The sequence below is a fragment of the Niallia alba genome, assembly GCF_012933555.1.
In the GTDB taxonomy this organism is placed as follows: Bacteria; Bacillota; Bacilli; order Bacillales; family Cytobacillaceae; genus Niallia; species Niallia alba.
Genome location: NZ_JABBPK010000001.1, coordinates 4,608,001 through 4,627,967, shown reverse-complemented (window position 1 = coordinate 4,627,967; position 19,967 = coordinate 4,608,001). Strand labels below are relative to the sequence as shown.

Here is a 19,967-nt window from a genome sequence, read left to right as displayed (position 1 = left end):
AGCCAAAGCATGGATATATCAGCCAAACTAGGGAGGAAATCAGCCAAAGCATGGATATATCAGCCAAACTAGGGAGGAAATCAGCCAAAGTATGGATATATCAGCCAAACTAGGGAGGAAATCAGCCAAAGCATGGATATATCAGCCAAACAAGAGAGGAAATCAGCCAAAGCATGGTTATATCAGCCAAACTAGAGAGGAAATCAGCCAAAGTACAGATATATCAGCCAAACAAGAGAGGAAATCAGCCAAAGCATGGATATATCAGCCAAACAAGAGAGGAAATCAGCCAAAGCATGGTTATATCAGCCAAACTAGGGAGGAAATCAGCCAAAGTATGGTTATATCAGCCAAACTAGAGAGGAAATCAGCCAAAGCATGGATATATCAGCCAAACTAGAGAGGAAATCAGCCAAAGCATGGTTATATCAGCCAAACTAGGGAGGAAATCAGCCAAAGTATGGATATATCAGCCAAACTACAGATATATCAGCCAAACCCAATTCCTTCCCCCACAAAAAGGAATTCCAAGCAATAAAATAGAATAACTGAAATAGAAAAAGAGAAAGGAAGTGGTAATTTGTTTTTAAACGAAGTTTGCAAGAGTGATAGATTAAAATCTACAGAAATACTCATTAAAAGGTTAAAAGAAACGCATAAACTAAGACCGAATGTAATGAAAGACTTAAGGAAACTGCTTACTGGTTATAATGGCGAGAAAGAAATGAAGTATCATCTACAATTTTTACCAGAAAAGGATTGCCTCATTATCCATAATCTTCGCCTTTACGATGGAAAAAACCATTTTCAGATCGACTACCTCATCCTCACCCAACGATTCGCTCTTATTGTCGAATGCAAAAACTATTACGGAGAAGTGGAAATCGACTCCAACTTTAATCAAATGATTCGAACAGGAGATGAAAAGGTAGAAGGTTTTTCTAATCCAATTTCCCAAGCAAAAAGACACCAGCGTCAATTACTAACATACTTCAAACAGCATAATCTCCCACCACTCCCCATCGAATTCATCGTAATTTTCAGCAATCCCTCCACTATTATAAAAGGAGATCCATCCATTAAAGACGTAGTCATTCACAGCCACAGTTTTTCAGAAAAATGGGATAAGCTCGTCGCGAAATATAGAAGGGCTTCCATTGTTGATATCAAGTTGCTTCGCAAAGCAGCAAAAAACCTCTTGAAAAATAACACTCCAGAAACCGTCGATTTATTAAAAAAATACGGAGTTCAACCAAGCGACCTCATCACAGGTGTACAATGCCCATCTTGCGAAAAATTTGCAATGATACGCCAAAAACGCAAATGGTTCTGTCCTCACTGCAACACATATGACAAAGATGCGCATCACCAAACTGTGACCGATTACCTTTTATTAATAAAAGCCACTATTACAAATAAGGAATTCCGCAAATTTGCCAACGTTTCTTCACGTGAGACAGCTGCAAAGATGCTAGTAAGAATGAATTTGCCAAGTAAAGGAGAAAACAAAGGGAGAAAGTATCATAAACCGTAAGTAATTAAATAAATATTCGAATGGATGATGAGTAGAGAATGAAACTGTGCTCATTATCCACCGAATATTGACCGAAATGGAGGAGGAATCAGCCAAAGTAGAAATATATCAGCCAACCCCGGGCCGAAATCAGCCAAAGTAGAAATATATCAGCCAACCCCGGGCCGAAATCAGCCAAAGTAGAAATATATCAGCCAACCCCGGGCCGAAATCAGCCAAAGTAGAAATATATCAGCCAATCCCGAGCCGAAATCAGCCAAAGCAGGAATATATCAGCCAACCCCGGGCCGAAATCAGCCAAAGTAGAAATATATCAGCCAACCCCGAGCCGAAATCAGCCAAAGTAGAAATATATCAGCCAACCCCGGGCCGAAATCAGCCAACCACCACCCAAAAATTCCACCTTACAACTTCTCCCCCAACAAAACCGCCATCAACCGCTTCTCCAACACAATATCAGTCGCATTTGGATTACTTTTCTCCAGCTTAGCCCCTTCTTCACAAAGTGCGGCTACTTTATCCTGGTCTCCGTTCACATACAATTCATAAGCAGCGGCAATTCGTTTGTTGCTCATTTGCTTAATGGCTAAAAATCGTTTAATTTCTTTGTTCTGATAAATGGAACGAATTTCTTCCATATCGCCTTCTAGGACAGTCAATAAAAATAATCGCTCTTTTGCCACTTCTACTCGGAAAAGGGAGATAAGCGCGTCTTTTCTTGCCCACAGCATATCATTAATTCTTTTTGCCTCTTCAAAATCTAAGCGTTCCATTGCTAGAACTTGCTGTATGCATAATGTCCACTGCGAAAAATAGTCACTGCCATCATCGCCATCTGGTAGGTTAAATAATTCTTCTGGCAATTCTTGATACAAAACACCTTTAGAAGTTTGGGCATAGACATAGAATTGGGAGTAGAGTTGCCATTGTTTCTTTTCTTTACTCCAAGCCATTTTTAACGACATTCCATCGTTAAAGCCATAGGGGATAATATTGGTTACCCCGATAAAGAGCCCGATGAGAACGAAAAGAGTTACAGGCAGGGGAAAAGCATCGCTACTTACTATCCAAGCAATGCCACCAACTACTGCACTACTGAGAAAATTGATGATTACGCCACCGCATAAATACAGCTTAAATGGAAATTTTCCTTCCACATACGGTGGTGGTGCCATTAAACATTGACCTAACGTACCTGGCACATGCAGCTTTTTCCATTTCAAGCCATCCTTAGTTGCAACGATTGTCCAAGAAAAAACGCGAAATGAAACAAACGAATAGCCAGTTAATTTTCCAAAAATAAGATGTCCAGCTTCATGTAAAATAATATGTATTACATAAAATAAGATTAAACAAATGACGCCGATAAGGAAATTAGTGATACTCCATTCTTGTGATAAAATAGCAAGCGTAAGTGTAGCGCCAAACACTCCCCCAATCAAAGCCATACCGAGCGTAGAAAGAAATTTCTTCATGCCATAACTCCAATCTTTAAGTATATTCTTAAAATCATTGTAACAAAGCTCTATACAATCAACTATCAGAAAAAGAAATTTATTCCACTCTTAATGGTCAGTAAGACTTCCCCCTAATGGAAGTTTTACTTTATCCCCAATCCAATAAATAGAATGAAAAGCAGATAAATAGTAAAATAATAGAGAAGGCTTACAAAAAAAGGAGTGTGTACATAAATGAAAACGGAACAACAATATTTTGAAGAAGGTTCAACGATTCAAGTATATATGGAGAATATGAGTACATTAAAAGAGGAAAGTTATGAAGTATATGAAAACTTCACCTTACCACAAGATGGATTTGCGGAGGAATTAAAGCAGCAAAAATTGCACTTCTTAACAATTACAGAAGATTGGTGTGGCGATGCGATGGTGATTAATCCTGTTCTCCGCAAAGTAGTCGAAGCTGCTGGTCTACCGATGCATGTGGCATTACGGGATGCGGATACGGATTTAATTGATCGTCATTTGACAAACGGCGGCAGAGCAATTCCAATGGTGCTTATTTTGAATGAACAAGGGGAACTAATTGGTAAATGGGGACCTCGTGCACCAGAAGTACAAGCAATGGTAACAGAGGGTCGCGCTAAGCTTCCAGCAAAAGAGGATCCAACATTTGATGAAAAGCAAAAAGAGTTTTATACCCAGTTACAAACAAAGTATCGCACGGACCCAGCTATTTGGGCATATGTGTATGAGAGCTTTAAGAGCAGATTACAAGAGATTATTAAATAAATCGATAACAGCCTCTAAATCAGGGGGCTGTTTATTTTTGCACCTCCTTCCAAACCTGGTAAATGTTTTTGTTTGACAACCAACCTTAAAATCATTAATATAATCGCATACGATATATCGGATACGATGTATCTTGTTCGATGTATTTTAATTTTCAGAAACTAAGCAACACATGGATCCTTTTATAGAATAAGAATCCATTAGTTCGAACACAATGAAAGCAACAGGTCAAACAAGAACTGCAACCGGTAGGATGTTTGGCTGCAGGAGGAGGAATGGATTCATGTTAAACATTTTTAAAAACTTTCAAAAAAAGGACTGGATGTTCATTTCATGTGCATTAGTCTTTATTATTTTACAAGTATGGCTTGATTTGAAGCTTCCGGATTATATGGCTGAAATAACTAGACTTGTACAGACAGAGGGAAGTGAGCTAAGTGACGTTTTAACACAAGGTGGATTTATGATCCTTTGTGCGGTGGGAAGTATGGTGGCTTCCATTATCACGGTTTTCTTTGCCGCAAAAGTTGCCGCTGGTTTTTCTAACCGTCTGCGTAAAAAAGTCTTTGATAAAACTTTATCTTTTTCAATGGAAGAACTTTCTGGTTTTTCTACGGCTAGTTTAATTACTCGTTCTACAAATGACATTATACAAGTGCAAATGTTGATTATCTTAAGCTTGCAAATTGTCATCAAGGCTCCAATTATTGCGGTTTGGGGGATCTTGAAAATTACCGGAAAGAGTTGGGAATGGACCGCTGCTACTGGTGTGGCAATTGCAGTACTATTAGTGTTAATAGCTACGATTGTTATCGTTGCCCTTCCTAAATTTAAAATTATCCAGAAATTAACGGATAATCTTAATATGGTAACAAGAGAGCATTTAAGTGGGATTCGTGTTGCTCATGCTTATAATGCATCCAACTATCATGAAAATAAGTTTGAGAAAGCGAATAAGGAACTAACTGATACGAATTTATTCACTACAAGAATCATGGCTTTGATGATGCCAACCATTTCCCTCATTATGTCAGGAATGACGCTTGCCATCTATTGGATTGGTGCTGTGTTAATTAATAATGCAGCCATGCCAGATCGCTTGCCAATATTCTCGGATATGGTTGTCTTCTCTTCCTATGCAATGCAAATCATCATGGCCTTTATGATGGTTTCCATTACATTTGTGCTGCTTCCTCGTGCTGCAGTATCGATTAAGCGAATCAACGAAGTGCTAAATACAGATGTGAAAATAAAGAGTGGTACGAAAACGGCTGGAGATAAGATCGGAGAGATTGAATTCCGCCAAGTTAGCTTTAAGTATCCTGGTGCAAGTGATTATATTCTTCGAGATATCAGCTTTACTGCTTCCAAAGGAGAAACGGTAGCGATTATCGGTTCTACTGGTAGCGGAAAAAGTACCTTGCTGAACCTGATACCACGCTTTATGGAAGCAACGGACGGCGAGATTCTCGTTGATGGTCTTAATGTAAAAGATTACAAGCTAGAAGCATTACGAGATAAAATTGGTTATGTATCGCAAAAAGCAGTTATGTTCAGTGGTTCTGTTTCTTCCAATGTCACGCTTGGGGAAGAATCTAAGCAATCTGTAGAACAATCGAACATCCAACGAGCAGTTGAAATTGCTCAAGGGAAGGATTTTATTGAAAAAATGGATCAGCAATATGATGCAACGATCTCACAAGGTGGAACAAATCTTTCTGGTGGACAGAAACAGAGATTATCGATTGCGCGTGCTATTTATAAAAATCCGGAAATCTATTTATATGATGATTCCTTTTCCGCATTGGACTATAAAACAGACCGTGTTCTACGTTCCAAGCTAAAAGAGGAAATAAACGATGCCACTAACATTATAGTTGCACAGCGCATTGGAACCATTAAAGATGCTGACCGAATTCTTGTATTAGATAAAGGCGAAGTAGTTGGAATGGGAACACATGATGAGCTGATGACAACTTGTGAGGTATATCAAGAAATTGCCTTATCACAATTATCAAAGGAGGAACTCGAAATTGGGTAAAAAAACGGATGCAAAAGAAGCCAAAAATAAACGAAATCAACCCCAAACAGACGAGTTGGGTAAACAACCAGCCAAATCGATCCCTCCAGGTGCGAAAGGCATGAATTTTTCAAGTTTAAAGGAACTGGCTGTCTACTGTAAGGCCTATTTCCCCATCATTATCTTTGCATTAATCCTTGCCATGGCAGCGGCGATCTTTAGTATTATTGGTCCTGATCAGCTTAGCAAAATGACGGATTATATTACAGCAGGGTTGATGGGAGAAATTGATCTTGATGCTGTCTATGATGTAGCCATTCTTTTGGTTTTTCTATATGGTTTAGGATTTATTTTTAACTATGTGCAAGGCTATATTATGGCAACTGTGACACAAAGAATTTCTAAACAATTAAGAAGAGATATTTCAGTAAAAATCAATCGTTTGCCGTTAAGATATTTTGATAATACAACAACAGGTGATGTGCTTAGTCGGGTCACAAATGATGTCGATATGGTTGGACAGACGATGAACCAAAGTATTAGTAGCTTAATCACTGCTGTTACGATGTTCGTAGGTTCCTTAATCATGATGTTCTATACAAACTGGATTATGGCTATTTCAGCTATTCTATCCACCTTCATTGGGTTTGCGTTTATGTTTTTTATCATTTCGAAATCACAAAAGTACTTCGCTCAACAGCAACAAGAGCTTGGAAAACTAAATGGTCATATTGAGGAAATCTACTCTGGCCATAATGTAGTGAAAGCATATAATGGAGAGCAACAGGCGAAGGATGCCTTTTCTGCCATCAATACACGACTATATGAGAGTGCGTGGAAATCACAATTTATGTCAGGGCTGATGATGCCACTAATGATGTTTATTGGGAACTTCGGCTATGTAGTTGTCTGTATTGTCGGTGCAACGCTTGCAGTTAACGGCAATATTTCATTTGGTGTAATTGTTGCCTTTATGTTGTATATTCGCTTATTCACACAGCCACTTCAGCAAATTGCACAAGCAGCGACAAATCTACAGTCAACAGCGGCAGCAAGTGGACGTGTTTTTGAATTCTTATCAGAAGAAGAATTGGCAACTGAAGACGAGAAGAAAGAAAAACTTACGAATGTCAAAGGCGATGTAGAATTTAAGCATGTACGTTTTGGCTATAGCGAAGATAAAACGGTTATTCAAGATTTCTCTGTACGCGTAAATGCTGGACAGAAAGTCGCAATTGTAGGACCGACTGGAGCGGGAAAAACAACGTTAATTAATTTGCTTATGCGTTTTTATGAAATAAATGATGGCGAGATAACGATTGATGGTATCCCAACAAACGAAATGACAAGAGAGGCTTTACACGATCTTTTCTGTATGGTGCTCCAAGATACGTGGATATTTGAAGGTTCTATCCGCGACAATATCGTCTATTCAAGAGAAGGGGTATCCGATGAAGAAGTGGAAGCTGCCTGCCAAGCAGTTGGATTACATCACTTCATTCAAACATTACCGAACGGCTATGATACGATCTTGGATGACAAGACGAGCCTATCAGCAGGTCAAAAACAGCTTATCACTATCGCACGTGCTATGGTGAAAATGGCGCCTTTACTTATTTTAGATGAAGCGACTAGCTCTGTAGATACGCGTACGGAATTACTAATTCAAACAGCAATGGATAAGCTGACGGAAGGAAAAACTTCCTTTGTCATTGCACATAGACTTTCAACGATCAAAAATGCTGACTTAATTCTCGTGATGAAAGAGGGAGATATTGTCGAAGCAGGAACACATCAGGAGTTAATGGAGAAGAATGGATTCTATGCAGAGCTTTATAATAGCCAGTTTGAAGAAGCATCGTAAAGATTTCCATAAATAAAAGAAAGACTCGCAGAAGGTTAGCGAGTTTTTCTTCAAAGTAAGAATCAATTGATTTTTACAGAAGGGGGTAAAAAATGTTAGATAGGGCCACGTACATTTGGGAATCGATCGACTTCTTGAATCGATTTATAATGAAGAGCCTGCAGAGGCATGCAGAAGGACATGGTGTGACTGCTCCCCAAGCCCGTGTAATGCTCGAAGTCTTTATTAATAAAAAAATTAGCGTAAAGCAGCTTACCCAAAATCTGCGTATGACGCAAAGTACTGTTTCAGATATCGTGGAACGACTAACAGAAAAAGGGTTGCTCATTAAGAAACCGAATCCGAAAGACAAGCGATCTGTTCAGATTATGTTAACAGAAAAAATGGTTAAGATAATCGAAGAAACAGCACCTAAGCCAATCCAGCAAATAATGGGATCGGTATTAGAAAATTTACAACCAAGCGAGCAAGCAAAGGTAGAAGAAGGAATGAGGTTATTGGTAGCAGCTGTTGGGAAGAAGATGGAAGCAGATGGTATCGATGACTTAGAAGATTTCGAAGTGCTATTTTTGCCAAAGGAAAATAAGCAGTAAAAGAAAAAGTCGGGTCCGAGACCTGACTTTTTTAATGCCTGCTAAAAATCACCATTATACGAAGGATAGAAATAGTATAACCTGCTAATATAAGAACCAAATGCTTTTAGTAAAGATGAGCTAATCAGTCCGATGAAAATGCGGGGAAAAATAAATAGAGATAAGGTATTAATGTATAATCTCCTTTAATCTGCTATGCGTAATCATTCTTGCAGTATCTAAATATGGTCTATAGTTCCACTGTATTTCTAATAAAATGCCAATACGTATTACTTAAGAAATCAGATTTTATTCCTCTTTTATGTTCTCCATTTTTATTAAACCGTTCTGTACTCCAAATTAAGAATAAGACCTCTTTTGTTCTTGTGATTCCTAATTAGAGTAGCACTTAAAATTAAATTATTTTCCCCTTCAAAAATGGAAGGGTAACCTAATTATCGTAAAATAAATTTGGCTAAATGAACCGATCTTTTGTCCGATTTTATCTGCAACTCTTCTATGGAATTCGTAATTCTAATTTCTCTAAATCAATGAGGAATTTTCCATTCATTAGGATATCAAGCCCTATGAGACCATTGATCTCCCAGTCATCTAAATTTCCAAAATCCTACTTCATTTCATGTATTTCATGTGTACCTATTTTTATAAAATCAACTAGTTTTCGAAAAGAATATTCTTCACCGCCAATACCGTATGCACTGACTAAAGGATCTCCATTTTCAAAGTAGATACCAAGGTCAAAGACAATATCGGATGAGATAAGAGTATGAGCTGCACCTGTATCAATAATAAGCTTATCTATTACTTTCGTTTTTCCTTTATAAGAAATCGTCATTTCCACTTCAAGTAAACAATTCACTAATTCTAACTTCATAATCTCATACCTCTTAAGCCACTTGGAGTTCTCAATTCAATAACAATTTTTTCAGAACCTGTATGATAAACAATGGTATTCCCTTTAGATTTAAGTAACTCTTTTGTAGCCAATTTAGAATCTTCAATAATATTAATCAATGCGACATCCGTTACAATTTTTTTATTATCTTCTATGTGAAACTCAAGGATGCTAAGTTTGACATACTGATTTGGATATAATTTGCGAACCTCACTCCATTCCATGTCTTTCGGCGCTCCTTTCCTTATTAGAGATCATATATATTATATCATTGTTCCGTCTTATTCTAGTGGTAGACATCACATGGGTGCCAATGAATGGCTGCCACCGCCGCAACATTGGCTGATAAAGCCATAACTTAGGCTGATAATCCCCTAACTTTGGTCCATTCAAGTAATCCATCGCCAAAAACCAAGTAAAACAAACAAGAGTTAACAAAAAGCTTCCACATCATACATTAAAAATATAAACCAATGCCAAAGAGCCATCCACATCATACAGCCCAATTCTTGCTTCTAATCAGGGAACCAATGCCCCACAAAAAAAGGCTAAGAATCCTGACCCCAGTGGTCCAAAGACAAGCGATCTGTTCAGATTATGTTAACAGAAAAAATGGTTAAGATAATCGAAGAAACAGCCCCAAAGCCAATCCAGCAAATAATGGGATCGGTATTAGAAAATTTACAACCAAGCGAGCAAGCAAAGGTGGAAGAAGGGATAAGGTTATTGGTAGCAACTTTTGAAAAAAATGGAATCGGATGGTATCGAGGACTTAGAAGATTTTGAAGTGCTATTTTTGCCAAAGGAAAATAAGCAGTAAAAGAAAAAGTCGGGTCCGAGACCTAACTTTTTTATGGTGAGATGTTTTAAATTTATTGTTTTCTTGCTCGGATTAGTGCCCGAGTGCCATTAAATTAAGGGCTGATGGTTAATGATCTAGTTCTTTCTTCATAATCTTATTAAGTACGAAAACGATGAAAGATTTAATAACCGATTTAATATTAGAGTTCATAACAAATTCTTTTAAAAGGTAAATATCTTGGGTAAACTGTAAATGAGTTATAATTGATTCCTCTAACTTGTTTTTCGTCGCTGATAAACATTGTTGCCAAAAGGGAATTAATTTGACTCTTTTCTTTTTGCACAATTATACGGACTTAATCCTAGCACTTACCCCATCCTATTTTCACCTTCAGTCAGCCTCAGCAACCCGCACACTAAACTCACTAATATACTCCTCATTCTTATGATAAAGTCCGATCGAGAATGTTTCATAAATGTCGCTTTTCACCGTCAATTTTTGCTCCTCGACATAGGTAATTAACTTTTGCAATGTCTGAAAGTATTCTTTGAACGTATTTGATTTTACTTTGATGCTTACATATTTCCCCTTAGGGATAATCGCTCGCTCCGCTTCGCTGGAAAGACTGGAAATCTGTTTTCGCAATGGGGCGGGTGTATAAAGGTAACTATAAGAAATATTTTCTACTTTTTCATAGTGTCCGAAAGGAATAATCGAGCCATACCCATTGTTGCGGAATTCTTCTTTTGTGGCTTTCTTTAGGTTGCTATAGGAAGGATTTAGGATTGTCGCCGGCCCAATATTTTTTACTTTTGTTTGAATAATGGGCTGCTCTTCTTTTTCCATCACAATAATTTCTCCAAACGGATATTCCTGTCTTTGCAATTCCTCTCGGATCTCTCTAATGGATTGTTGCGTCTCTAGTAAAGAAGCTATTTTTTCGGTTATCAAGTCTTCTTGTTTTTTCAAAAAAGCGACGAAATCCAAGTTATCGGTCTCTTGAATTTCTTTAATTTGACTAAGCGGAGTGCCGATAGAAATCAGTGATTTTATGATATCTAGGCGATATAATTGGGAATCTCGATAGTAGCGATATTTGGTCTTCGGATCGACATAAGCTGGCTTAAATAAGCCAATCTTATCATAATGGCGAAGTGCTTTAATGGTAATATTGGCTACTTTCGATACTTCCCCAATGGAGTAAAGCTTCTCTTCCATTTTATTCAACTCCATTCAAACTAATTATTAGCTAATGACCGCTGTTTCCAAACAAGTGTCAAGGCAATTCCAATTGCTAAAAAGACAGAGGCGAAGTAGAAAGGATAATTTAAATCGATATCGAATAATATCCCCCCGATAATCGGACCGAATACATTGCCGATGCTTGTGAACATCGAATTCATTCCGCCGACAAAGCCTTGTTCGTTTCCAGCAATTTTTGAAAGATACGTAGTAACGGCAGGTCTCATTAAATCAAACCCTACGAAAACAATAATCGTAACAAACAGAATCAGAAAATAAGCGTGCACTACTGTTAAAATTAATACGAGAACCGTCGAAAAGATAAGACTGTAGCGAATTAAAAGAATTTCGCCCATCCACTTTGTAAGCTTTTCAAATAAAGCTACTTGTGCAATAACACCAACGGTTGCCCCACCTGTTATGATAATCGCAATATCCTTCGGCGTAAATCCAAATTTATGATCAACAAATAATGAGAATAATGATTCAAACGAAGATAAACCAAACGATGAAATAAAGATAATTAGAAAAGAAATAAAATACATCGGTGCAAAAATCCGCTGCCAGCCGACCTTTTCTTCTTTCGTTGATTTTTCCTCGGACCGCTGCTCTGGTTCTTTTAAAGCAAAGAAAGAGAGGATAGCAGCAACAAAACCTAAAATACCGGCAAAATAAAAAGGCATACGAGTCCCGATTTCCGCTAAAAATCCACCAATCCCAGGACCAATAATAAATCCAGTGGAAATAGCAGCAGACATATAGCCAAGTGCCTTAGGTCTAGCATCCAATGTAGTAATGTCGGCAATAAAGGCAGTAACAGCAGGCATAATAAACGCCGCACTAATCCCGCCAAGCATCCGCGAGATAAACAGAACACTGACTGTTTTTCCAACCCCGAATAATATTTCAGATGCCCCAAATATAAACAACCCGATTACAATCATTCGTTTTCTTCCATACTGGTCTGCCCAGCGTCCAGCAATAGGAGAGACAATCAACTGGGCAATCGCGAAAGCCGCCACCATATAACCAACAACAGCACCGGAAAGATTTAACTCATTCATAATCGAAGGAGTAACAGGAATAACAAGACCAATGCCCAGAAAGGCAATGAATAGATTGATAAGTAAGATAGATAAAGTAATATTTTGTTTCAACATAATTTGCCATCTCCTTGAGTAGTTAGCTACAAATATTAAGTGTAATCTCTCCTGTTAGGGGAGAGTCAACTAGAGATGGTTATTTTCGCTAAAAGAGTCATAAATACAAAATAAATAATTCTTTTTCCCCTAACTCTGTTTAATAAATTTTACTGCGATCTTATGAAACACCATTAGAATAATATAAAGAATGGGATAAACGATCACAGAATAATACTGTTTCCAACCATTTAAATAAAAAGTTCCAGTCCAAATGAAAAGCGTTTCATAGCCCATTGCTAATATGCTCCAACCCAAAATGTAGATAGCATGTTTATATATTTTTTTCCCATAAGGATAGTAATTTAAAAATACTACGTTAATGGCTGGATATATACCAAAAGCATAGATTAAAGTAGACCAATTAACACCCTTATCGAAATATCCGTATAGATGATATTTTAAGCCTAAATAGACATCTGTAATGAGTTGTAAATACATGGCAAACAATGTTGTAGCCAATAGAACCATTGGACTGATACGTTTAGGAATTAAATAAGCAATTAGGTTGAAAATGATAACTGTGACGAAAAGAAATAACATCCTTTTTACTCCGATCTATAGTGTCTTTTACCTGTTTATCCTTTCCTAAAATCATAAAAAGCACCCCATTATTTCGAGCGCTTTCATAATAGTATCCAATCTATGACATAGAATCATTCTTAATCGCTTTTCGTATGAACCAATAGTGCCAGCGCATAAAGAGGCAGGCATACATATAAAATAAAGTAGTATACCAAAAGTTTCAGCCCTTATAATTTATATATCCAACAAAAGCAGCTAAGGTCTCGTATGCTACGGAAAAAGCGACCCAAAAAACAAAATAGACAATAAATTTGTTTCTTTCTCTAGGCATAAAATTCATATATAAAATGCCAAAAAAAGCTGGCAATGATATTTGGATGATTAAATCGATTAATAAATCGCCATCCTCTTTTATTAAATCATATCACTAGTGTTGCATAAATAGTGTCATAATTTTCAGTTTACTCACCTTCCCTGTTTAGAGGCAAAAAAGTAAATACCCAATCAAAGGTGGCCCCATCCATTTGGAAATTTATTTACAATTAGACTTTTGCAACGACGACAATTTGCATATTTAAGGGATGGCTTTTCCTTCAATCTTTCGAAGCCAAACATTCGCTGGTTTCCACAATGCAGCCCTTAGATAACGGCTAATCTGTAAGGTTTTTCGCTTGCTTCTGGTCTCGATTTGCACGAGAACATGTAGGCAAAAAACAATTAGTGCGATAAATACTTGATTTTGAATCGCCCATTCGCTTTGACCGTAGAACTTTTTGATGCTGAGATGTTGTTTGATCCATTTAAAAAACAGCTCAATTGCCCACCGTGATTTATACATTTCTGAAATTTCTTCGGCGCTTAAATCAAAACGATTTGTAATTAAATGAAGTTCATTTCCTTTTGAGTCCATCACTTTTAGAAGCCGAAAGTAATTTTCAGCACGGTTTTGAGTCGTACCTATCAACACCATTTGGTCTGATAAAACAGCTGTATCCTTGGGTAGCTTAAAATCGTAAACGTTCCGTATGACTGCATTTTTGCGTAGCCGTGAAAGAAAGAAGTAGCCATCATCAGTCATGCGATCAAAGCGCTCGTAGTCTAGATAACCACGGTCAAACACATACATGCATTCCTTGTCATCCACCATGATTTCAAGCTGACCACGGTCATGTTCTTTTGCCGTTGTCATAACGGCCTTTTCAGGATAGGATATACCCTTTTCCATAAACACAAGGCGCAAATGTAACTTTACACCTGCTTTTGTTTTGCGGAATTTAGCCCATTTATGATTGGTCAAATTAAGTGGCAATGTGCTTGAATCAATGATTTTTAACGGCATCACGAGTTTCGTGTAATGCGTTTTGGCATGAATTTGTGACACTAAATCAAGGAAAAGCCTTTGAAATAGATCAGGGTTTATGCCGTTTAACCGCCGTGACAACTGAGAAATACTAATAGAATCAAGGTCTATCCCTTTTTGAAGCTGGTCATCGAAAAGACAATCACCCAGCGCATGCAGACTTTCAATTTCTTGTAGCTGCGCAAAAAGTAGTAATTTTAGAAATGACTCTGTCGTTAATTTTTTCGTATAGTAATCTAATTTCATCGTTTTCACGTTTTCTTCAAATAATTGAAGATTTATAGGTGAAAACCATTGTCCAAATGAAGTTTTTCGTGTAATCTTGTCCATGTGATGGTCCTTTTTTAGTGGATTTGGACGGGTTACCACCTGACTAATCCATTATAAAGGACTTTTTCTTTGCGCAAAATAATAATATTGAACATTTTGAGTATTTTTAATAGTGAATTTAAATTAATGCAACACTAGTGAAATCATATAAATCCAGAATTTCTCCCCAAAAAATATCTGCAATTAAAGCCTGTACTGTTACGACGAACCAGGTAATATAAATCTCTTGTTTTGTTAATCTTTTGGGCATAAGTAAAAAAATAACCCCAATTACTAAGTAAGATACTAGCAAAAAGACTATTAACATCTTGTTCATATTGTCACCTTTTAGATTGGATTTTTATATCCTTTAAGTTATTTAACAAACCATTGATAATACTTTAATAACATGTAAAGAAGAATAGGATCTGCTATTGCGGAATGCCAGAACTCCCACCAACCATAATTAAAATAACCCCAAGGCTCAGGTAACAATGCTAAAGCTTCATAAAGAAGCATAAATATTACCCATAATAATATGTAAATCATTTTTCTTTTCACGGAACTATCAAAAGGATACCAATTTAAAAATACGATATTAACCGGCGGTACTAAAACCGTAATAGGAAGAACAGCCGCAATATCAATACTCTTTGAAAAATAATAGTAACCTTGATACTTTAAATCCACATACTGATCAACAACGACCTGAAAAGCAACTGTAAACATCCAGATATGAGCCACTTGCTTCTAATTAAGCAATTTATTTACTTTAAAACTTACCAGGTTAAATACGAAAATCGCTATTAATAGTCCAATCATAAAATTTCCTTTTTCTTTCATAATGCGCAGTATTGTTTGGAATTATTCTTTCGAAATAAACTAATTTTCGTTAACGTTTAAAATGCCTGTAACATTCTCCAATTCGAATTCTATTATGCTGGAATTTAGTATTAAATGGGTTTCTCAGAAAAAACAAAAAAGCATAGTGGTGGAATAGCTAGAATTAATGGAGTGATTAATGAAAGCGGAGGAGGAATCAGCGAAAAAAACATAGAAATGAGCAAAATTATAAATATATCAGCCAAAGTAGCAAAAATATCAGCCAAACAATAGAAATATCAGCCAAAGCAGCAAAGAAATCAGCCAACCTATAAATATATCAGCCAAACTAAATAAAGAGAAGGCGCAGTTTCACAACCGCGCCTTCTCTTTTCACCTTTAATGCACCTAATAAACTCACTCACCAGCCAGCAATTTCTTCCCGTCCTCTTTCTCCGGCAAATAAATCTGCTGACTAGGCAAGGCTATTTCAATACCATGTTTCTCTAAGATACTAAGTATTTGTAGATTTGTTTCTTCTTTAACCACTAAGTATTCCGCCCAAATAGTTGTCTTAGTAAAGAAGTAGACGAAGATTCCTAACGAATAATCGCGGAAATCGGTAAAACGAACCATGATTGCATCTGGATGTACACCTGGGTGTGCCCTTAGCATTTCATCTATTTCTTTTAAAGCTGTTTTCAGTTTTTCATTTGGTGTTCGGTACGAAATAGCTAGCTCATAATCAATGCGTCGCTTCGACATTTTTGACCAGTTTGTAATCGCCTCATTCGAAAGCTTTGAGTTTGGAACCGTTACAATGGTGTCGGAAAAAGTTCGAACTTGCGTACTGCGGAAGGAAATATCCTCAACCGTTCCTTCTACAGAAGGAGTTTGAATCCAATCCCCTTTAGAAAACGGCTTTTCCGTAATAATCACGACACCGCCAAAGAAGTTAGCAACAGTGTCCTGTGCAGCTAAGGAAAAGGCAAGACCCGCAACCCCGAGACCAGCAACAAAGGCACCAATTTGAATATCCCAAGTATCCAAAATGCTGACAACCGTAAAGATAACGACAAGCATACGAAAAACTCTTCCTAAGAATGGAATCAGCATACTATCAGAATCTAACTTTGTTCGAGAAATCATTCGTTCAAACGGATTCGATTGATCAGAAAAATAATTAAAAATTCCCCAGCCAATTAAACCGATAATAAACGACTTATAGATTTGTTGCACAAAGTGGAAGGTTGTAATCGGAAATGGTAAATAAGTCAAAGCCAAATATGTTCCAATAATGACCCAGAACCAGCGCAATGGCTTTTCATACGCCAGCAATATTTTGGAAACAGTATCTACCGGTAATTTCTTCACCATCGCTAACACTAATTTATAAATATACATCGTAAATAGCTTTCGAAATCCTAAGAATACAAGAAAGATTAATAAGGCGATACCTAAATCAATCCAGTTAAACCGCTCAAAAGCAGCTATAAATCGCTCCCATTGTGACCATACTTGTAAATTACCCATTTAAAAATTCACCTCGCCCATCATTATAGCATAGGAAGCCATGGGCTCTAGCCTATCTACTAAAGAGTAAATAAAATGTAATATAACGAGGAAGTTTTAATCATAGAAAAAATTTTAGTGTGATGGAAAACTGCCTAATGTTAGAGGAACAATGATAAATAACATATACCAAAAATAAGAATGAACAAAAACTAAACACATTAATTATATTTCCTCCGTATAAATACTCTTATTCAAACATAGAGATAAACGGTATGTTTATAGAGTTAACCATATATGATTGTTAATAAAAAAGGTGATACTAAAATTAACCACCTGTCTTCCTTATTACAAATTGAAAAAACTTCCTATATATAATAGAAGAAACTAGGTAACGCTTACATTTTAAATGAAACAAAAAGCGTTATTTACAAATATTCAGAAAATATGATAACATAATCGTACGTTATATAGAACAGATAAAAAGAAAAAAGCGAGAACTCCTCGCTTAGTTAAATAAGTTTTTATTCAGAAATAAGCTTTTTCGCTAAATAGTTGCTCCAAAGTTCAAAACCTTGCTCATTCGCTTTTGACTTATCTCCTTCAGTATTGTAATAATCTTGAACTTTAGGATCTTTGCTATCAGGCCAGGCTTCCCAGTGATTCCAGTAAGGAATATCTTTTGATTCAGCATACTTCTGTAAATCTCTCACTTGCATAGGATAAAGAGCTGCATTGTACAGTTGGTGTGCAGGCATCATAATGAATGTAACATTTGGAAGCTCATCTTTTGTTTCCTTAATCACCTGATTAAGATTCATTAATGTGGTAGAAATATCAACTACGCCATTATCATTCAATAGGAATGGCTCTAGGATAACCATATCTGGTTTCTTAGAGATAAGAGATTCATATTCGTTATCATTTACATAATCGGATGAAGTTTCATCATAAGTTATGCTTTCAACTGTTACATATTTATCGTATTTACTAGCTAATGCTTCCTGTAATGGTGTAACTAATCCAAGCTCTTGATCACCGATTGCATCAGAGCCAACCAACAAAATATGAAAGGATTGTTTATCTGTTAATTTTTCCTCCAATACTTGCTGGGCACCATCTGGCCATGATTTGGCAAAGCTCATATAGTAATCGAGACTAAAGTACTGCTCTTTGTTTTCTACTTCCGTATTTGCACCTTCAGTAGGATGAATAGTAGATAGAGGACTTTCTGAGCGAATATTCCAGTGAATATTCCCAATTACGAGAATGACCACAAGAATGATGGATAGGATGGATAGAATAGTAGCTTTCATTGAAACCTCCCAAAAGTAAGTATAATCGGTTATTAATCTACCATAATCGTACAATAGATAGGAAAGTTATCCCTATTTTGAAAAATATATATCAAATATGTAAATTAATTGGTATAGTAAAACACGTATTAACAATTCACTTAAAATTATGACAAGAAATGACAATATATGCAACGATATATGATATAATATTTTTGGTTTTTATTTTTTTTTAGGAGGAAGTCATGGAAGAAACGATCAGTTTGAAAGAATTATTCGACACACTTAAGAAACGATTGACACTTATTATATCGATTACTCTCATTGCAATGATTGTAAGTGGAATAGTAAGTTATTTCATTATTACACCGGAGTATAAATCTTCGACGCAAATTCTTGTTAACCAGGCAAAAGAAGATCAATCTATTTACAATTACAATGAAGTACAAACAAATGTGCAATTAATAAATACTTATAGCATTATTATCAAAAGTGCAGCCATTTTGAATAATGTAAAAAAAGAATTAGATTTAGAAATGACTGTATCTGATTTAAACGAAAAAATTTCAGTTGAAAGTGCACAAAATTCACAAATTATGACCGTTTCAGTAACCGATCCAGATCCCGCAATTGCGTTGCAAATTGCTAATACTACAGCGGAAGTGTTTGAAAAAGAAATTAAAAATTTAATGATGGTTGATAATGTAAGTATACTGCCATTAGCAGATGATCAAGAAAATCAAGCACCAATCAGCCCTAATCCACCTTTAAATATTGCAATTGCTGCAGTTGTAGGATTGATGATAGGTGTTGGATTAGCATTCTTACTAGAATATTTGGATAATACAGTAAAAACGGAGCAAGATATCGAGAAATTACTAGAGTTGCCAGTATTAGGCGCAATTACAACTATTGATGAGAATGTAGAAGCGAAAATGAGAGGGACTCAAAAAGGAAGAGGTAGGGGGGATTTACTTGGCAGCAAGTAAGAGAGCAAAAAAAGGCGGATTAGCTTTAAACCGAAGAAAATTAATTGCAAAGTATGATCCAAAATCTCCTATTTCAGAGCAATATAGAAATATTCGGACAAATATTCTTTATTCTAGCATCGATGAAGAAGTTCGTTCGATCTTAGTAACATCTTCTGGACCCGGAGAAGGGAAATCAACAACAGCAGCTAACCTGGCAATCGTTTTTGCGCAACAAGGAAAAACAGTGTTATTGGTAGATGCCGATTTGCGTAAACCAACTGTTCATTATACGTTTAATCTAAACAACACAGCTGGATTAACATCTATCTTAACGAACCAAATGGATTTAATGGAAGCTGTTCATCAGTATGATGAGAAAAATTTATATATACTTCCAAGCGGACCAGTACCGCCAAATCCATCGGAACTTTTAGGATCAAGAGCAATGAACCATTTCTTAGAAAAAGCGTTAGAAGAATTTGATATTGTATTGTTTGATACGCCACCAGTGCTAGCTGTAACGGATGCACAAGTATTGGCAAATCTTTGTCATGGAAGTATTTTAGTAGTAAGTAGTGGAAAAACGGATAAAGAAGCTGTAGCTAAGACAAAAGAGCAGCTTTCTTGTTCTGCTGGAAAAATACTAGGTGTTGTGTTAAATAACAAAAAAGCGGACAAAAAAGGTGATTATTATTACTATGGCACAAATTAACAATCAATCAGGCGAGATTCGACATTCTTCGCTATTTACGAATGAGTAGTTCGATGGTACTAT

Annotated in this window: 21 protein-coding genes; 10 read left to right on the top strand and 11 right to left on the bottom strand. The window is 36.5% G+C overall.

What is annotated here, in order from left to right:
* The first annotated feature begins 91 nt into the window (after positions 1 to 91).
* Both HHU08_RS21985 and HHU08_RS21980 read left to right on the top strand, forming a co-directional pair.
* The gene (locus HHU08_RS21985; protein WP_169189343.1) at positions 92 to 400 is read left to right on the top strand and encodes a hypothetical protein; all 309 of its coding nucleotides are present in this window, start codon (positions 92 to 94) and stop codon (positions 398 to 400) included.
* Between the two features lie 180 nt (positions 401 to 580).
* The gene (locus HHU08_RS21980; protein ID WP_016203309.1) at positions 581 to 1,534 is read left to right on the top strand and encodes a nuclease-related domain-containing protein; all 954 of its coding nucleotides are present in this window, start codon (positions 581 to 583) and stop codon (positions 1,532 to 1,534) included.
* Positions 1,535 to 1,938: 404 nt separating this feature from the next.
* Here the strand turns inward: HHU08_RS21980 and HHU08_RS21975 are convergent, their stop codons facing one another.
* A complete protein-coding gene (locus HHU08_RS21975) occupies positions 1,939 to 3,009 on the bottom strand; it encodes a hypothetical protein (protein ID WP_169189342.1) in 1,071 nt (356 codons plus the stop codon).
* 216 nt (positions 3,010 to 3,225) lie between these two features.
* Between HHU08_RS21975 and HHU08_RS21970 the strand changes: the two genes are divergently transcribed.
* From HHU08_RS21970 to HHU08_RS21955, 4 genes are all read left to right on the top strand, one after another.
* Positions 3,226 to 3,783: a thioredoxin family protein gene (locus tag HHU08_RS21970; RefSeq protein ID WP_169189341.1), complete on the top strand. Its 558-nt coding sequence runs from the start codon at positions 3,226 to 3,228 to the stop codon at positions 3,781 to 3,783.
* A 283-nt stretch (positions 3,784 to 4,066) separates the two neighbouring features.
* Positions 4,067 to 5,824: an ABC transporter ATP-binding protein gene (locus HHU08_RS21965; protein WP_169189340.1), complete on the top strand. Its 1,758-nt coding sequence runs from the start codon at positions 4,067 to 4,069 to the stop codon at positions 5,822 to 5,824.
* Positions 5,817 to 7,667, top strand: a complete 1,851-nt coding sequence (locus HHU08_RS21960; protein ID WP_407939844.1) for an ABC transporter ATP-binding protein — start codon at positions 5,817 to 5,819, stop codon at positions 7,665 to 7,667. The genes HHU08_RS21965 and HHU08_RS21960 overlap by 8 nt, the downstream gene beginning before the upstream one ends.
* Positions 7,668 to 7,759: 92 nt before the next feature.
* Positions 7,760 to 8,260, top strand: a complete 501-nt coding sequence (locus HHU08_RS21955) for a MarR family winged helix-turn-helix transcriptional regulator (RefSeq protein WP_016203305.1) — start codon at positions 7,760 to 7,762, stop codon at positions 8,258 to 8,260.
* Between the two features lie 607 nt (positions 8,261 to 8,867).
* Here the strand turns inward: HHU08_RS21955 and HHU08_RS21950 are convergent.
* Entirely contained in the window at positions 8,868 to 9,134 is a 267-nt protein-coding gene (locus HHU08_RS21950; protein ID WP_235678870.1) for a retropepsin-like aspartic protease, read from the bottom strand.
* Positions 9,131 to 9,379, bottom strand: a complete 249-nt coding sequence (locus HHU08_RS21945) for a hypothetical protein (protein WP_016203303.1) — start codon at positions 9,377 to 9,379, stop codon at positions 9,131 to 9,133. The genes HHU08_RS21950 and HHU08_RS21945 overlap by 4 nt, the downstream gene beginning before the upstream one ends.
* Positions 9,380 to 9,752: 373 nt before the next feature.
* On the opposite strand from HHU08_RS21945, the gene HHU08_RS21940 reads away from it, so the two are divergent.
* Positions 9,753 to 9,941, top strand: a complete 189-nt coding sequence (locus tag HHU08_RS21940) for a hypothetical protein (RefSeq protein WP_101729787.1) — start codon at positions 9,753 to 9,755, stop codon at positions 9,939 to 9,941.
* 406 nt (positions 9,942 to 10,347) lie between these two features.
* Here the strand turns inward: HHU08_RS21940 and HHU08_RS21935 are convergent, their stop codons facing one another.
* The 6 genes from HHU08_RS21935 to HHU08_RS21910 form a co-directional block, all read right to left on the bottom strand.
* Entirely contained in the window at positions 10,348 to 11,175 is an 828-nt protein-coding gene (locus HHU08_RS21935; RefSeq protein ID WP_169189339.1) for a MerR family transcriptional regulator, read from the bottom strand.
* 20 nt (positions 11,176 to 11,195) lie between these two features.
* A complete protein-coding gene (locus HHU08_RS21930; protein WP_016203300.1) occupies positions 11,196 to 12,359 on the bottom strand; it encodes an MFS transporter in 1,164 nt (387 codons plus the stop codon).
* 129 nt (positions 12,360 to 12,488) lie between these two features.
* Complete coding sequence (locus HHU08_RS21925; RefSeq protein WP_169189338.1) at positions 12,489 to 12,941, bottom strand: CBO0543 family protein; 453 nt, start codon at positions 12,939 to 12,941, stop codon at positions 12,489 to 12,491.
* Between the two features lie 556 nt (positions 12,942 to 13,497).
* Positions 13,498 to 14,613: an IS4 family transposase gene (locus tag HHU08_RS21920; RefSeq protein ID WP_169187985.1), complete on the bottom strand. Its 1,116-nt coding sequence runs from the start codon at positions 14,611 to 14,613 to the stop codon at positions 13,498 to 13,500.
* Positions 14,614 to 14,731: 118 nt separating this feature from the next.
* Complete coding sequence (locus HHU08_RS21915) at positions 14,732 to 14,929, bottom strand: hypothetical protein (protein ID WP_169187562.1); 198 nt, start codon at positions 14,927 to 14,929, stop codon at positions 14,732 to 14,734.
* Between the two features lie 38 nt (positions 14,930 to 14,967).
* Positions 14,968 to 15,321, bottom strand: a complete 354-nt coding sequence (locus HHU08_RS21910; protein ID WP_328823052.1) for a hypothetical protein — start codon at positions 15,319 to 15,321, stop codon at positions 14,968 to 14,970.
* Between the two features lie 228 nt (positions 15,322 to 15,549).
* Here HHU08_RS21910 and HHU08_RS21905 point away from each other — a divergent pair, with 228 nt between their 5' ends.
* On the top strand, positions 15,550 to 15,708 hold the full coding sequence (locus HHU08_RS21905; RefSeq protein ID WP_169189337.1) for a hypothetical protein: 159 nt from the start codon (positions 15,550 to 15,552) through the stop codon (positions 15,706 to 15,708).
* 123 nt (positions 15,709 to 15,831) lie between these two features.
* On the opposite strand, the gene HHU08_RS21900 is transcribed toward HHU08_RS21905, so the two are convergent.
* A complete protein-coding gene (locus tag HHU08_RS21900) occupies positions 15,832 to 16,947 on the bottom strand; it encodes a mechanosensitive ion channel family protein (protein WP_169189336.1) in 1,116 nt (371 codons plus the stop codon).
* Positions 16,948 to 17,450: 503 nt separating this feature from the next.
* Positions 17,451 to 18,242: a hypothetical protein gene (locus HHU08_RS21895; RefSeq protein WP_169189335.1), complete on the bottom strand. Its 792-nt coding sequence runs from the start codon at positions 18,240 to 18,242 to the stop codon at positions 17,451 to 17,453.
* A gap of 224 nt (positions 18,243 to 18,466) precedes the next feature.
* Between HHU08_RS21895 and HHU08_RS21890 the strand changes: the two genes are divergently transcribed.
* Both HHU08_RS21890 and HHU08_RS21885 read left to right on the top strand, forming a co-directional pair.
* Complete coding sequence (locus tag HHU08_RS21890) at positions 18,467 to 19,210, top strand: YveK family protein (protein WP_169189334.1); 744 nt, start codon at positions 18,467 to 18,469, stop codon at positions 19,208 to 19,210.
* Entirely contained in the window at positions 19,197 to 19,904 is a 708-nt protein-coding gene (locus HHU08_RS21885; protein WP_205835675.1) for a CpsD/CapB family tyrosine-protein kinase, read from the top strand. The genes HHU08_RS21890 and HHU08_RS21885 overlap by 14 nt, the downstream gene beginning before the upstream one ends.
* The last annotated feature ends 63 nt before the right edge of the window (positions 19,905 to 19,967 follow it).